The sequence below is a fragment of the Pseudomonas sp. GW823-FHT02C02 genome, from assembly GCF_058797635.1.
In genome coordinates, this window is record NZ_JBXAJV010000001.1 from 605172 (window position 1) to 618566 (window position 13395).

Annotated in this window: 12 protein-coding genes, 1 tRNA gene and 2 pseudogenes; 10 read left to right on the top strand and 5 right to left on the bottom strand. The window is 58.7% G+C overall.

Features of this window, described 5'->3' with window-relative positions; genetic code table 11:
* Window positions 1-30 precede the first annotated feature (30 nt).
* Complete coding sequence (locus AC1ROI_RS02640) at window positions 31-948, bottom strand: LysR family transcriptional regulator (protein WP_010461008.1); 918 nt, start codon at window positions 946-948, stop codon at window positions 31-33.
* Window positions 949-1051: 103 nt separating this feature from the next.
* On the opposite strand from AC1ROI_RS02640, the gene AC1ROI_RS02645 reads away from it, so the two are divergent.
* Together AC1ROI_RS02645 and AC1ROI_RS02650 are read left to right on the top strand one after the other, a co-directional pair.
* A complete protein-coding gene (locus tag AC1ROI_RS02645) occupies window positions 1052-2794 on the top strand; it encodes an amidohydrolase (protein WP_102593981.1) in 1743 nt (580 codons plus the stop codon).
* Window positions 2795-2903: 109 nt separating this feature from the next.
* A complete protein-coding gene (locus AC1ROI_RS02650; RefSeq protein ID WP_102593980.1) occupies window positions 2904-3641 on the top strand; it encodes a TorF family putative porin in 738 nt (245 codons plus the stop codon).
* Window positions 3642-3671: 30 nt separating this feature from the next.
* Here the strand turns inward: AC1ROI_RS02650 and AC1ROI_RS02655 are convergent, their stop codons facing one another.
* Both AC1ROI_RS02655 and AC1ROI_RS02660 read right to left on the bottom strand, forming a co-directional pair.
* Complete coding sequence (locus AC1ROI_RS02655; RefSeq protein ID WP_102593979.1) at window positions 3672-4640, bottom strand: Gfo/Idh/MocA family protein; 969 nt, start codon at window positions 4638-4640, stop codon at window positions 3672-3674.
* Window positions 4641-4655: 15 nt separating this feature from the next.
* Entirely contained in the window at window positions 4656-5543 is an 888-nt protein-coding gene (locus AC1ROI_RS02660) for a Dyp-type peroxidase (RefSeq protein WP_077749693.1), read from the bottom strand.
* Between the two features lie 401 nt (window positions 5544-5944).
* On the opposite strand from AC1ROI_RS02660, the gene AC1ROI_RS02665 reads away from it, so the two are divergent.
* Both AC1ROI_RS02665 and AC1ROI_RS02670 read left to right on the top strand, forming a co-directional pair.
* On the top strand, window positions 5945-7570 hold the full coding sequence (locus AC1ROI_RS02665) for an NADP-dependent glyceraldehyde-3-phosphate dehydrogenase (RefSeq protein WP_010461018.1): 1626 nt from the start codon (window positions 5945-5947) through the stop codon (window positions 7568-7570).
* A 68-nt stretch (window positions 7571-7638) separates the two neighbouring features.
* A complete protein-coding gene (locus AC1ROI_RS02670) occupies window positions 7639-8658 on the top strand; it encodes an FUSC family protein (RefSeq protein WP_172962166.1) in 1020 nt (339 codons plus the stop codon).
* 8 nt (window positions 8659-8666) lie between these two features.
* Here AC1ROI_RS02670 and AC1ROI_RS02675 read toward each other — a convergent pair whose 3' ends face one another.
* Window positions 8667-9560 (bottom strand): DMT family transporter, encoded by an 894-nt coding sequence (locus AC1ROI_RS02675; RefSeq protein WP_077749695.1) that lies wholly within the window; start codon window positions 9558-9560, stop codon window positions 8667-8669.
* Window positions 9561-9695: 135 nt separating this feature from the next.
* On the opposite strand from AC1ROI_RS02675, the gene AC1ROI_RS02680 reads away from it, so the two are divergent.
* Window positions 9696-10133, top strand: coding sequence for an Lrp/AsnC family transcriptional regulator (locus AC1ROI_RS02680; protein ID WP_008155029.1), 438 nt, complete (start codon window positions 9696-9698; stop codon window positions 10131-10133).
* 57 nt (window positions 10134-10190) lie between these two features.
* The gene (locus tag AC1ROI_RS02685; RefSeq protein ID WP_010461025.1) at window positions 10191-10520 is read left to right on the top strand and encodes a YceK/YidQ family lipoprotein; all 330 of its coding nucleotides are present in this window, start codon (window positions 10191-10193) and stop codon (window positions 10518-10520) included.
* A gap of 59 nt (window positions 10521-10579) precedes the next feature.
* Here AC1ROI_RS02685 and AC1ROI_RS02690 read toward each other — a convergent pair whose 3' ends face one another.
* On the bottom strand, window positions 10580-11251 hold the full coding sequence (locus tag AC1ROI_RS02690; RefSeq protein WP_010461027.1) for a Bax inhibitor-1/YccA family protein: 672 nt from the start codon (window positions 11249-11251) through the stop codon (window positions 10580-10582).
* 123 nt (window positions 11252-11374) lie between these two features.
* On the opposite strand from AC1ROI_RS02690, the gene AC1ROI_RS02695 reads away from it, so the two are divergent.
* The 4 genes and pseudogenes from AC1ROI_RS02695 to AC1ROI_RS02710 all read left to right on the top strand — a co-directional run bounded on the left by AC1ROI_RS02695 (window position 11375) and on the right by AC1ROI_RS02710 (window position 13219).
* Window positions 11375-11462: transfer RNA gene (locus AC1ROI_RS02695), tRNA-Ser, on the top strand.
* A 184-nt stretch (window positions 11463-11646) separates the two neighbouring features.
* Window positions 11647-12479, top strand: a pseudogene (locus AC1ROI_RS02700) (IS3 family transposase); the annotation flags it as partial.
* A gap of 15 nt (window positions 12480-12494) precedes the next feature.
* A pseudogene (locus AC1ROI_RS02705) lies at window positions 12495-12662 on the top strand (transposase domain-containing protein); the annotation flags it as partial.
* 68 nt (window positions 12663-12730) lie between these two features.
* Window positions 12731-13219, top strand: coding sequence for a GNAT family N-acetyltransferase (locus AC1ROI_RS02710; RefSeq protein ID WP_102593977.1), 489 nt, complete (start codon window positions 12731-12733; stop codon window positions 13217-13219).
* Window positions 13220-13395: the final 176 nt, after the last annotated feature.

The window sequence follows — 13395 nt, forward strand, 5'->3', positions numbered from 1 at the left end:
TTTCGGCATTTTCCTGGCAAGGACCGCCAGTCAGCTCAAGCCACGTGACGCCAGAAACCCTGCGATGTAATCGATGAAGGCCAGCACTTTGGCGGTTGCCCGCCGATGACTGGGGTACACCGCCAGGATGTACGAGCCAAAACTGTCGGGATCGATGTCGTAATCGGCCATTACCCGCACCAGCCGCCCGTCGGCGATGTACGCCGCGGCACTCCACAACGGCGTGTGCAGCAAACCGCGTCCGGCCAGTGCATTGGCCAGCAGCAGGTCGTAGTTGTCACTGCGCAATCGTGGTGATTGCGGTTGCGCCAGGCTCAATCGTTGTCCGTCGCGCTCGGCCCACCAGAACTCGCGGCTGAGCAGCGGATGACGGTAGAGCAGCCATTCGTGGTCATCGAGGGTGTCCGGCGTGACCGGCAACCCCTTGCGCGCCAGATATTCAGGGCTGGCGCATAACGCCAGCCGATTGCTGCCGACGACGCGAGCAATCAACCCCGGCAAATCGTCATGCCCCTCGCGCAACGCCAGGTCGTAGCCGCTTTCCAACAGGTTGACGAACTCATCGCACAGGTCCACTTGCAGGTTGATCTGCGGGTATTGCTCCAGAAAGCCTCCGCACACCTGATCGAGAAAAGCCTGCCCATACGCCAGCGGCGCGGTGATTTTCAGGTTGCCGCGCAGGCCATGCTGCAACTGCTCGATTTCCTCGCCGGCCTCCTCCAGCCGTTGCAACACCTGGCGCGCGGTTTCCAGATAAAGACGACCCGATTCGGTCAGCAAAATCCGTCGGGTGCTGCGTTCGAACAAGCGGGCGCCGAGCTCCGCTTCGAGGTGATTGACCGCTTTGGTCAGGGCCGACGGGGTCTTGCCCAGTTGCTCGGCGGCGCGGCTGAAACTGCCGAGTTGCGCCGTGACCACGAACATTTTCAATGCACCCAACTTGTCCATTCTTTTTCCATTCAGGCAAAAACGTTTTTCGTGAGCGAGGCGTTCTGCTGGCCGTGACAAGCCACTAATCTGGCCATCAGACGCAATAACAAGGAAACATTCAATGAAAAGATTCATCCCGAATCTATTGATGGCCGCCGTCAGTTTTGCCTCGATGGAAGCCATGGCAGCGGCCGATCTGGTGCTGTTCAATGGCAAGATTTTCACCGCCGACCGCGCGCAACCGAAGGTGCAGGCGTTGGCGGTGCAGGACGGCAAAGTGCTGCAAGTGGGCAGCAATGCGCAGATCAAGGCCCTGATCGCGTCGGGCACCAAAGTCGTCGACCTCGGCGGAAAAGCCCTGATGCCCGGCCTGATCGACAGTCATTCCCACGCCATATTCGGCGGTCTGGAAATGACCTCGGCCAATATGGAAGACGAGGTGGTCGACCTCGACGAACTGGAAAAACGCCTGAAAGCCTGGCGCGATGACGGCAAGGCCAGGCATGGCGATGTGCTGGGCGTGGCCGGCATGAGTTCGGCTTATTGGGCCCAGGCCGAAGCTTTTGGCCAGAAATTCAACGCTGGCGAGTGGGCCAAGGTGCCCGTGGTGTTCACCGGCAGCGATCACCACACCGCGTGGGCCAACAACGTGATGCTCGAACGCGCCGGGATTGATGCGGCGCTGCTCAAGTCATTGCCGGACGCCGAGAAAGACACGATCGGCAAACTCGCCGATGGCAGCCCCAACGGTTTTCTGGTGGACGCCGGCTGGGATCGCGTCGCCTCGAAGATGCCGGTGCCGAGCCCCGCCGACATGTTGAAAGCCGCGCAATCCGCCGTGCGCTACAACAACAGCCTGGGCATCACCGCGTGGATGGACCCCGCCGCCAACGCCGCACCCGGCGAACCCGTGTTCGCGCTCAAGCCCACGGAGAACACCGTCGGCGTGCTGCCGGTGTACAAAGCGCTGGCCGAAAGCGGCGGCATGAGCGCCCACGTCGCTGCACTGCTGGTGGCCAATCCGAAAAGCGTGCCGGCCGATCTCGACACCCTGGACAAGGTCCGCCAGCAATTCCAGGGCATCCCGAACCTGACCTTGCCCGGGGTCAAGATCTTCGCCGACGGCGTGATCGAATACCCGGCGCAGAGCGCGGCGATGATCGATCCGTACAGCAACTCGCACAAACAGGGTGAACTGCTGATCGATCCGAAGCACTTTGGCGAATTGGTCAGTGCCATCGATCAGCGCGGCTGGCTGGTGCACATCCATGCCATCGGCGACCGCGCAGTGCGTGAATCGCTGAACGGCATCGCCCAGGCGCGCAAGGACCGCCAGAGCGGCGTGACCCACTCGATCACCCACCTGCAAATGGTCAACCCGAAAGAGTTCGCGCGGTTCAAACCGCTCAACGTCATCGCCTCGATGCAACTGCTGTGGGCCAGCGCCGACGAGTACACCCTGGACATGATCAAGCCGTATGTCAGTGCGCTCGCTTTCCGTTACCAATACCCGGCGCACTCATTGCTCAAACAGGGCGCGACTATCGCCGGCGCCAGTGACTGGGCGGTGTCTTCTCCCAATCCATGGAACGCCATGGCCCAGGCCATCTCACGGGAAGGCCCGCTGGGCGTGCTGAACGCCGATGAGCGCATCGATCGCGAAACGATGTTGTATGCCTACACCCTGAACGCTGCGCGCACCATCGGCCTGGAGAAGCAGATCGGTTCGTTGAGCCCCGGCAAGCAAGCCGACTTCATCGTGCTGGACCGCGACGTGTTCAGCGTCGACAACAAAGCCCTGCATGACACCCAGGTGCTGCAAACCTGGTTCGCCGGTCGCGAAGTCTACGCACCGACGCTGTAAGAAAAATCATCTGAAACCACTGCCCGCCCCCCGCGTTTGTCGCCGGGGTTCGGCGCAGCCTTGCCGTAAAAAATCTGCCCATAACAATCACAATAACGGGACGCACCCCATGAAAGCTTTCACCCTGTTCGCCCTCGGTTCCTTGAGCCTTCTTCCCTTGAGCAGTCAGGCGCTGCCCTTGAATGACGATTTCGCCCTACTGGTCGACCTGACCCTGGCCAGCGACTACCGCACCCGTGGCATTTCGCAAACCCAGAATGATCCTGCAGTGCAGGCCGGTTTGACCCTGGCCCACAGCAGCGGGCTGTACCTCGGCGCATGGAGTTCAAACGTCGATTTCGGCGGCGGTCTGAAGACCCGGCAGGAAGTCGATTACTACGCCGGTTGGCTCTGGCAAGCGACCGATACGGTCAGCCTGGACCTTGGCTATCTCAAATACGCTTACCCCAGGGAGAGTCAGTTTAACCAGGGTGAGACCTACGCAATCCTCAGCGCTTATGGCGTGAAGCTGGCGGCCTATTATTCCGCGGATGCGCCAGGCATCGACAGCAAGCAGAGCTCGCTGTACAGCTACGTGGGCTACGAAACCGAGTTGCCTTACGACACCGGTCTGAAACTGCGATACGGCAACATGGATTTCAAGGACCCGCACCTTTACTCGATGTCAGGCCAGGCCGAAGACTCGTACCGCGAATGGGAGGTCAAACTGTCCCACGAACTGGCCGGTGTAATGCTGGGTTTGAGTTACATCGATACTGACCTGTCGAAAAGCCAGTGCGTCAGTAATTGGGGTTATGGAGATGTCTGCACCGCGACCGTAGTAGCAAGCCTGAGCAAATCCTTCTGACCCCCACAGGATTGCATTGAAGCTTAAATTTCAGGTGCGCTTGAGGATCTGGTCCATCACCCAGTCGGTTTTCAGCGCGTGTTCGGCCATCGCCGGATGCTGCGCTTCGCCCCGGATATGCGCGTTCATGCCCAGCACGTGATGCCACTGGATGTGCTCGTGATGGTCGATGTGCAGGCTGAGATTTTCATCCGCCTCAAGTCGCACCGGGTGCTCATCGAACACCGAAAAACTGATCCGGCCCTGGCTGCCGATCAGTTCTACCTGATCTTCGCGGCGGTCGGCGACGAAATTCCAGCAGCCCATGCCCAGGGCACCCGAAGCAAACCGCCAACTGGCGCTGACGGCGTCTTCGGCGGCATACAAACCGGCCTGCCGCGCGGTAAAACCGGCGACTTCGACGATATCCCCGAGCAAATACTGAAACAGATCGAAGCCATGACTGGCCAGGTCGGCGAAGTAGCCGCCGCCGGCAATCAGCGGGTCGGTGCGCCAATTGTCGGCGCCACCCAAATCGTTCGGTGAAGGCGCCTTGGTCAGCGTCCAGGACAGATGCCGCACCTCGCCGATCCGCCCCTCCTCCAGCCACTGCCGCACTTGTTGAAAGCGTGGCAGCGAACGTCGGTAATAGGAAACGAACAGGTGCAGTCCGACGTCGGCAAAGACCTTTTGCATCTCGCGGCTTTGCCCGGCATTCAGCGACATCGGTTTTTCGACGCAGCAATGTTTGCCGGCTGCGGCGACCTGCAAGCTATAGGCGTGGTGACTGTCGGGTGGCGTGGCGATGTACACCGCGTCCACCTCAGGATCATTGATCAGCGCTTGCGCATCGGTGTAAACCCGGGCGATGCCGTGACGTGCGGCGTAGTCGGTCACCGCGTCCAGCCGCCGCCCCATCACCGCCACCAATGCCGAACCGGGGGCCTTGTAAAAGGCCGGCCCGCTCTTGCGTTCAGCGACACTGCCACAACCGATCATGCCCCAGCGCACTACGTCCATGTTCTCTCCTTATCCTTAGCCGATGCGCAAGGCGCGCAGGTCCAGATGGCCGTCCTTGAGTGGCGGGCACCAGTAGTAGCCGCCGGTGATCGGGCGGCTGATGCGGTACAAACCGTCGGTAATGCCGTCTTCCAGTCCGCTCATGCGCCGCAGTTGGGCTTCGAAGGCGTCGAGGGAAAAACCGAACGCCAGAAACATCAGGCCGGCGCGGTCCCCTTCGATCCACGGCATCGAGCGACGGACCACGAACGCCTCAGGGGCGAAGCTTTCCTGGGCGGTGCGTTTGACGTGGGCGGAAATCGGCGCGTCATCGAGTTCTTCGTTATCGCTCAAGCGACGGCCCATGATGTTGTCTTTTTCCTGGGACGGCATCGCGTGAAAGCCTTTCAGATCATGCTGCCACTGCTGGATCGCGGCGAAGCTGCCACCGACCAGTCCTTCCGCGCCCTCGCCCAACAGCGCGGCGGCCACGGCGGCTTCGTCGTGCGGGTTCTCGGTGCCGTCTTCGTAGCCGGTCAGGTCGTGGCCGGTCATGTGGCGGAAGGTTTCGTTCATCTGCACCAGACGCAGGGCCGGTGCCAGCGCGGCTTCGATAGCGTTGCTGCGATTGAGCAGTTCACCGCGGTCGACGCCGTGTAGCCAGCACCAGAGCGCGTGTTGGGTCGACGGGTTGTCGACGCCAACGCCGGTCAGCGCCGGAAACGGTCGCAGGCCATCGATCTGTGCGTGCAGCGCCTTGACCAGGGATTCACCGAAGCCGACCACCGCCGATTTTCCGTCCACCAGTTGCATCAAGTTGTCGAGCGCGGCCGGCAATGCTTCGGCGGATTCGAGGGCGAAGAACATATGGCGGGCTTGAGGCGGAACGGGGGTGGCGAGAATGCCCGGCTGGTAGTAACTCATATGAACTCCTTGAAAAAGAGCACGGAGTTTAACCGGAGCACGAGGGTTTGTGTGGCTTTGCCATCCCTCCCCGCACGGCGAAATCGCGCTGGGCTCTGATTGCGAAACGCGCTGGGGCTTATCGTTAACACCGCTGAGCAGCGCCGGCAAGACGCCGCCCATCAACACCAAACAAAGGCTAGGCTTTTCAGAGACTGGAATGGCCCGCATGGTCGTCCTCTCATGGGGTCCCCCCTCTGGGGGCCAACCAGAGGGGCATCTGGGACCAGGACCGACGGTGCCGGCCATCCCACGATCGAAAACCCTGAACCGCCGAACGATGAGATGAGTCATGACAAGCGAGGCCGAGGTCTGCTAAAACGATTCATCAGTTCATCACCCAATCCAGACGGGGTAGCGACATGACCACAGCACATATCCTTGGCAACCTGTTTCCCGACTCAAGCGACATCCCGGAAAAATACCGCCTCGACGGTCAGACCGAGCAGCGTGAATACCTGGTCGACGGCGAACTGAAAACCTGGTCCGGCCCCCTCGCCCAAGTCCGCAGCCCGGTGTACCTGACCGGCGAAAATGGCGATGAACAAGTGATCCTCGGCAGCACGCCGCTGCTCGATGCAGAAACCGCATTGACCGCGCTCGACGCCGCCGTCCGCGCCTATGACCGGGGCCAGGGTTTGTGGCCGACCATGCGCGTGGCCGAACGCATCCAGCACGTCGAAACGTTTCTGGGCCGCATGCGCGAACAGCGTGAGGCCGTGGTCAAGCTGCTGATGTGGGAGATCGGCAAGAACCTCAAGGACTCGGAAAAAGAGTTCGACCGCACCTGCGATTACATCGTCGACACCATCAATGCCCTCAAGGAACTCGACCGTCGCTCCAGCCGCTTCGAGCTGGAACAGGACACCCTGGGGCAGATTCGCCGCGTACCGATGGGCGTCGCCTTGTGCATGGGGCCTTACAACTACCCGCTGAACGAAACCTTCACCACGCTGATTCCGGCGCTGATCATGGGCAACACTGTGGTGTTCAAACCGGCCAAGCTGGGTGTGCTTTTGATTCGGCCGCTGCTGGAAGCCTTTCGCGACAGTTTCCCGGCCGGGGTGATCAATGTGATCTACGGCAGCGGCCGCGAGACCGTCAGCGCACTGATGGCCAGCGGCAAGATCGATATCTTTGCGTTTATCGGCACCAACAAAGCCGCCAGCGACCTGAAAAAACTCCACCCCAAACCTCACCGCTTGCGCGCGGCACTGGGCCTGGACGCGAAGAACCCGGGCATCGTGTTGCCGGAGGTTGATCTGGACAACGCCGTCAACGAAGCAGTGACCGGCTCACTGTCGTTCAACGGTCAGCGTTGCACCGCCCTGAAAATCCTTTTCGTCCATGAAGACGTGGTCGAGTCGTTCATCGAAAAATTCAACGCCAAACTGGCCACTCTGAAACCGGGTATGCCATGGGAAAGTGGTGTTGCGCTGACGCCGCTGCCGGAAGCGAGCAAGGTCGATTACCTGCACTCGCTGGTCGCGGATGCAGTCAGCAAAGGCGCCACCGTAGTCAATCCAAATGGCGGTGAAGCGCGCGCGTCGTTCTTCTACCCGGCGGTGCTGTTCCCGGTGACGCCGCAGATGCGCGTCTACCAGGAAGAACAATTCGGCCCGGTGGTGCCGATCGTGCCTTACCGGCATCTCGATACGGTGATCGACTACGTCCTGGAATCGGACTTCGGCCAGCAGTTGAGTATCTTCGGCACCAACCCGGTGGCGGTCGGTCGGCTAGTGGACACCTTTGCCAACCAGGTCGGTCGGATCAACCTCAACGCCCAGTGCCAGCGCGGCCCGGACACCTACCCGTTCAACGGCCGCAAGAACTCCGCCGAAGGCACATTGTCGGTGCATGATGCGCTGCGGGTATTTTCGATCAGGACGCTGGTCGCGACCAAGTTCCAGGAAACCAACAAGGAACTCATCAGCGAGATCATCAGCGGGCGCAGTTCGAGCTTCCTGACCACCGATTACATCTTCTGAGGACACCGAGCCTGAACACGTTCAGAGCCCATCGACTGCCACCGCTGCTGCGCCGGTTACTGCGTCCGTTGCTGGACCCGTATCGGCGCTATCGCTACGCCAAGCTGATCCACGCGGTCCGCGTGTCGCTCGGCTTGTTGGCATCGATCATGCTGACCACCGGCATCAACCTGCCCCACGGTGAGTGGGCGTCGGTAACGATGCTGGTGGTGATCGGCGGTTTGCAGCACCACGGCAACATCGGCAAAAAAGCCACCGAGCGTGCCATCGGTACGTTGATCGGCGCCGCTATCGGCCTGCTGCTGGTGGCGCAACAGGCCTGGCTCGGGATGCCTTGGCTGACCTATTTTGTGATGTCGGCGGTGTGCGGGTTTTTCTCGTATCACGCCATCGGCAAGGGCGGTTACACCGCGCTGCTGGCCGGGATCACGGTGTTTATTGTCGCCGGGCATGGCGACAACCCGATCTCCGACGGACTGTGGCGCGCAGTGGACATTCTGATTGGCGTGGCCCTGGCCCTGGCCTTTTCTTTCGCCCTGCCGTCGTATGCGGTTTTTTCCTGGCGCTATAACCTGGCTAACTCGCTGCGCGATTGCGCGGCGGTTTACGGGCGCATCATCGATGGTCAGTCCGTCTCGGATGACGAACACCTGAAGCTGATGAATCGCCTGAACGCGTCGATGGTGCAATTGCGTTCGCTGATGCCGTCGGTGTCCAAGGAAGTGAAGATTTCCATGACCGAGCTCGATGCGATTCAGCGTCATTTGCGAATGTGCGTCAGCACCTTGGAAATTCTTGGTAACACCCGGCCGGACTCCAAGGATCGCGACGCCATGGCGCATCTGCAATCGAGTTTCAAAGCCGAACACCGGCAGATTCGCGTGCAGCTGATCGGCATGGCCCGGGCGCTGAAAACCGGCGCATCGCAGCGACTCAGTCGCCCCATCGATTTGCCGGTTGATTCAAGTCTTGAAGCACCGGTCTACAACCCGCTGGACGGCCATCAATTATTGATACGCCAGTTCGCTTCGAACATCGGCGAGATGCGCCAACGACTGGCGAAGACCGCGCCGCGCTGGAACATCTGACGCCCGTCTTATTGTGTGACCGCCCGACGAGACTTCAAGCCCCAGCCCTGCTGCATGCCCGCGGCAGCCAGCAGAATAGCGGCAACACCGACCCACTGCAGCGGTTCGAGGCGATGACCGAAGGCAAACCAGTCAACGAAAATCGCCGCAATCGGGTAAATGAAAGACAACGCCCCGGTCAATGCCGTCGGCAGTTTTTGAATCGCGCCGTACAGCAGCACATACATCACGCCGGTGTGGACGATGCCCAGCGTCACCAGGCTGGCCCAGGCGCTGGGTGCTTGCGGCAACGCAGAAAAGTGTGCAAATGGCGCGAGCAGCAGCACCCCGGTGCTGACCTGGATCAGGGCAATCAAATGCGGTGGCGTGCCGGTCAGGTGTTTGATAATCAGAGCTGCAATCGCATACAGAAACGCCGCCCCCAAGGCCAGACCGATGCCCATCAGGTAATCGTTGCCACCTGCGCCCTGCTCGCCATGAGCGCTGACAATGGCCAGCATCCCGAGAAACGAAATGCCCAGCCAGAACAGTTTTTGCAGGGTGATCTTCTCGCCCAGAAACAACGCCGCCAACCCGACCAGCATGAACGGTTGAACGTTATAAACCGCCGTGCCGATGGCAATTGAGGCACGGGAATAAGAGGCGAACAACAACACCCAGTTGCCGACAATCGCGACCCCGCTGAGCACTGCCAGCAGGAAGGTGGTGCGGGTCAGAATGCCCGGACGCAGGAAGCCGAATGCCGCGCAGATCAACAACAGCGTGCCGGCGCCGAACACGCACCGCCAGAACACCACGTCCAGCACGGGCTGCCCGGACACCAGCACGAACCAACCGATGGTCCCGGAAATCAGCATGGCGGCGGTCATTTCGAATGAACCGCGACGTATGTTTTTGTCCATCATCAGACTCCTGTGATTGAGGCCAAATTATGCCAATCCGTCCAAGGGCATCTCCAGCGCAAAAAGCAGGCTAAACTCGGTTTTTGCCTTTTTTTTCAAGGCGTATTCAGTCAACGGCCTAACAGGGGATTTGCCATGACCGACGACATCGACCAAGTGCTCATCACCGCATTAATGGAAGATTCACGCCGCTCGCTCAAGGCGCTGGCGCAGATCAGCGGCCTGTCCTCGCCCAGCGTTGCCGAGCGTTTGCGGCGACTCGAAGAGCGTGGCGTGCTTAAAGGTTACACCGTCGAAATCGACCCCAAGTGCTTTGGTTATCAACTCCAGGCCATCGTGCGGATCCGCCCGTTGCCGGGCCAGTTGCAGGAAGTCGAACGGCAGATTCAGGCCATCCCGGAATTCACCGAGTGCGACAAAGTCACCGGCGATGACTGCTTCATCGCCCGCTTGCATGTGCGCTCGATGGAGCAACTGGACACCCTGCTCGATCGCCTCAACACCCACGCGGAGACCAACACCGCCATCGTCAAGAAGACCCCGGTCAAACGCCGCTTGCCACCGATGGCGTGAGTGCGGTTTTGATTGGAAACGCGTAAATTGACCGCTTTCCGGCTAAGGATTGGCGGTATGAAAATTCAGGTGGTTTTACTCGCGACGTTGTTGCTCGCCGGCTGCGGCACGGTTCAAACAGTTGTGCGCGGGGATGAAGTGGCTTCGAAGAGTCTCAAGGAGTACAAAAGTTACTGCGGTGCCGTTCCCCGTATCTACAGCGGCGTGACTTACGATTTCTGCATGCTCTATGCTCCCCTGCAAAAAGGACGGGATGCACAGGTGCATGACAGTGCTCCGGCCATTGTCCTTATCGACGCAGTCATTTCCGGCGCCCTCGATACGTTGCTCCTGCCCTATACCATCTACCGCCAGCAGGCCGATGGCAGCATTATCATCACGGAATGAGCCCGAATTCCGGGCGATAAAAAACCCGCCTGAGCGGGTTTTTTACTTAGAGCCTGCGATTAATCATCGCGGCTCATGATGCCGAACAGCTGCAACAAGCTGACGAACAGGTTGTAGATCGATACATACAGGCTGATGGTCGCCATGATGTAGTTACGCTCGCCGCCGTGAATGATGGCGCTGGTCTGGAACAGAATGCAGACCGAGGAGAACAGCACGAAACCTGCGCTGATCGCCAGTTGCAGACCGCTGATCTGGAAGAAGAAGCTCGCCAGCGTCGCACCCAGCAGTACAAAGAAGCCTGCGGTGATGAAACCACCGAGGAAACTCATGTCCTTGCGGGTGATCAGCACGTAAGCCGACAGACCACCGAACACCAACGCCGTCATCGCGAATGCCGAACTGACAACTTCAGCACCGCCCTGCATGCCCAGGTAGCGGTTGAGGATCGGGCCAAGCAGAAAACCCATGAAACCGGTCAGGGCAAATGCCGACACCAGGCCCCAGGCCGAGTCACGGAGTTTGTTGGTGAGGAAGAAAAGCCCGTAGAAGCCGATCAGCACCACGAAAATATTCGGGTAGCCGACACGCATCTGCTGAGCAACGAACGCCATCACGCCGCTGAATGCGAGGGTGAGAGCGAGCAAGCCGTATGTGTTGCGCAGGACGCGGCTAACCTCTAGCTGCTCAACCTGCACGCTGTTATTAACTGCGTAATCCTGTTCGCGCATGGCGACACTCCTGTTGGTTTGAAACGTTCAGTCGCAAAGATCATAACAGACGCTCTGTAACAAGCCATGCAGAGAGTTTGACAGTGTGTTTCATTCAGGTATTATGGCGCCCGCAACGCAAACGGAGGTGTGGCCGAGTGGTTTAAGGCAACGGTCTTGAAAACCGTCGACTGTAACAGGTCCATGAGTTCGAATCCCATCGCCTCCGCCATATTCAAACGCTAAAGCCCTGATTATTCAGGGCTTTTTCGTTTCTGGCTTTTGACAAAACCCTGCAGCCCATACTTCAGCCCATACCTTGGATAAATCATCGATTTTCGACAAGCGGCTAACATTTGAACCCCTCATCGCTGGCAATCAGCGCGGTGTATGAAACGCGAAAGCATGTTGGGCCCATACGACGGCTTTGCCTGACGCTGAAAGTCCATCCCAGCGGTTATTACGCCTCGCTGTCTGAGCCGCCATCTGTACGCGCCAAAGACGACCGGCGACTGCTGGGTTTGATCAAGCATTCCTGGCTGGAGAGCGGCGGCGTTTATGGCTATCGCAAAGTCCATGACGATCTGCGCGAAGTCGGTGAGGATTGTGGTCGGCATCGTGTGGCGAGGCTGATGCGTCTTGAAGGTCTGCGCTCTCAGACAGGGTATCGACGCCGCCTGGCAAATACGGCGGTAAGCCAGCAGTCGCCTCACTCAATTTACTGAAGCGCCAGTTCGATGTCGTAGAACCCAACAAAGTTTGGGTCACCGACATCACTTACATTCGTACGTATGAAGGCTGGCTGTATTTGGCGGTGGTGCTGGATCTGTTTTCTCGTCAGGTCGTTGGCTGGTCAATGAAGTCACAGATGACCAGTGATTTGGCCATTGATGCGTTATTGATGGCGGTTTGGAGGCGAAAACCGAAACAAGAGGTGATGGTTCACTCCGACCAGGGCAGCCAGTACAGTAGCTCCGATTGGCGCAGTTTTTTGAAGGCAAACAATTTGGTTGCCAGCATGAGCCGCCGAGGCAATTGTCATGACAACGCCGTGACTGAGAGCTTCTTCAAGCTGCTGAAACGGGAACGGATCAAGCGGAAAATTTACACCACCCGACAGGATGCTCGTGGTGATGTGTTCGATTACATCGAGATGTTTTACAACTCGAAGCGTCGTCATGGTTTCAACAATCAGCTGTCACCGGTAGAGTTTGAAAAGCGTTACACAGCGAGCTTGCAAGGTGTCTAAAGAATCCGGGGCGATTCATTACGCAGTGGCAAACGTGCGGCAGCGATCATGAATTTGATCCAATCGGCACGGCTCAATGGGCATGATCCATATGCTTATCTGAAGGATGTTCTCACGCGGCTGCCGACGCAGCGGGCGTGGGATATTGCAAACCTGCTACCGCATCAATGGGTGCCGCGGTAACCAGGCAAGGTGTATGAGCAAATCTAGGTGAGCTAGAATGCCGGATGCATAGACCTCAAGGACGCGCGATGATATTGCAACACAGGCCAGTGAAGGCTGATGACATCAAAACTATCTGTAGCTTTCCCCTGAACGCTCGGGAACTGTTTTATATGTTCCCGAAAGCTCAATACCCTCTGACTGAAGCTCAGCTGTCTAATGCTATTGCTCAACGATTCGACTCAACGGTTGTCGAGACCGGGAACAGCGTCGTCGGCTTTGCTAACTTTTATCGGGCTGAAACAGGTGGGGTTTGCTGTATCGGCAATGTCATCGTTGCCCAAGAGGCACGAGGAAAGGGTGTGGCGACCTTCATCGTGGAGACGATGACAGCTCTGGCGTTCGACCGCTATGACGCCACAGAGGTGCAGATCTCGTGCTTCAATGAAAATACAGCAGGCTTGCTGCTTTATCCAAAACTGGGCTTCTTACCATTTGCTGTGGAAGAGCGAATTTCCCTAGATAGTCGTAGATCAGCACTCATCCATATGGCCCGCAGCAGAGCGGCCCGACCATAACTCACATTGAAAGCCCGCTTAATGCAGCTGCTTTCAGGTATTCAGTTGGTTGCTTTGGTTCAGGTACAGTCAGTGCTGAATGGGCAGCGCTGTGCAGCCTAGGGATCAATGGGTGGGATTACCGGACGCTTACAGAAATCCTCCCCAGTTGCCATACCATAAGCGACCGTTAACTT

What these genes read in the sequence shown, in the direction of transcription:
- AC1ROI_RS02655 (WP_102593979.1), bottom strand. Translation starts at nt 4,640, where the DNA reads ATGGACGTAGTGCGCTGGGGCATGATCGGTTGTGGCAGTGTCGCTGAA.
- AC1ROI_RS02690 (WP_010461027.1), bottom strand. Translation starts at nt 11,251, where the DNA reads ATGCGCGAACAGGATTACGCAGTTAATAACAGCGTGCAGGTTGAGCAG.
- AC1ROI_RS02660 (WP_077749693.1), bottom strand. Translation starts at nt 5,543, where the DNA reads ATGAGTTACTACCAGCCGGGCATTCTCGCCACCCCCGTTCCGCCTCAA.
- AC1ROI_RS02685 (WP_010461025.1), top strand. Translation starts at nt 10,191, where the DNA reads ATGAAAATTCAGGTGGTTTTACTCGCGACGTTGTTGCTCGCCGGCTGC.
- AC1ROI_RS02665 (WP_010461018.1), top strand. Translation starts at nt 5,945, where the DNA reads ATGACCACAGCACATATCCTTGGCAACCTGTTTCCCGACTCAAGCGAC.
- AC1ROI_RS02710 (WP_102593977.1), top strand. Translation starts at nt 12,731, where the DNA reads ATGATATTGCAACACAGGCCAGTGAAGGCTGATGACATCAAAACTATC.
- AC1ROI_RS02645 (WP_102593981.1), top strand. Translation starts at nt 1,052, where the DNA reads ATGAAAAGATTCATCCCGAATCTATTGATGGCCGCCGTCAGTTTTGCC.
- AC1ROI_RS02675 (WP_077749695.1), bottom strand. Translation starts at nt 9,560, where the DNA reads ATGGACAAAAACATACGTCGCGGTTCATTCGAAATGACCGCCGCCATG.
- AC1ROI_RS02640 (WP_010461008.1), bottom strand. Translation starts at nt 948, where the DNA reads ATGGACAAGTTGGGTGCATTGAAAATGTTCGTGGTCACGGCGCAACTC.
- AC1ROI_RS02680 (WP_008155029.1), top strand. Translation starts at nt 9,696, where the DNA reads ATGACCGACGACATCGACCAAGTGCTCATCACCGCATTAATGGAAGAT.
- AC1ROI_RS02650 (WP_102593980.1), top strand. Translation starts at nt 2,904, where the DNA reads ATGAAAGCTTTCACCCTGTTCGCCCTCGGTTCCTTGAGCCTTCTTCCC.